The organism is Streptomyces millisiae (assembly GCF_031845425.1).
In the GTDB taxonomy this organism is placed as follows: domain Bacteria; phylum Actinomycetota; class Actinomycetes; order Streptomycetales; family Streptomycetaceae; genus Streptomyces; species Streptomyces millisiae.
Window position 1 is genome coordinate 1 of sequence record NZ_JAVREM010000435.1, and the last position, 379, is coordinate 379.

1 protein-coding gene is annotated in these 379 nt (G+C 58.8%); it reads left to right on the forward strand.

All coding sequences use genetic code 11. From position 1 onward, the window contains the following. Positions 1 to 379 (forward strand): MFS transporter (locus tag RNC47_RS37460; RefSeq protein WP_311605354.1); only part of this gene is annotated, 379 nt, incomplete at both ends.

Sequence of the window (379 nt, forward strand, 5' to 3'; positions counted from 1 at the left end):
CATATTCGCGGTCGGAATTCCATTCGCCAACAACTGGTATGTACCATCTCGTCGCGGCTATGCGACCGGCGTGTTCGGGATGGGAATGGTCGGCACGGCGTTGTCGGCATTCTTCACGCCGAGGTTCGTACGGTGGTTCGGGTTGTTCCCGACCCATCTCATCATCGCCGTCGCCCTGGCGCTCACCGCGTTGCTGTGTCTTGTGGCGATGCGTAACTCACCGGCTTTCCAGCCCAATACCGATCCGGTGGTGCCGAAGCTCAAGTCGGCGCTGAAGCTTCCCGTGACGTGGGAGATGTCCTTCCTGTACGCAGTTGTGTTCGGCGGATTCGTGGCGTTCAGCAATTACCTGCCCACCTACATCAAGAACGTCTACGAG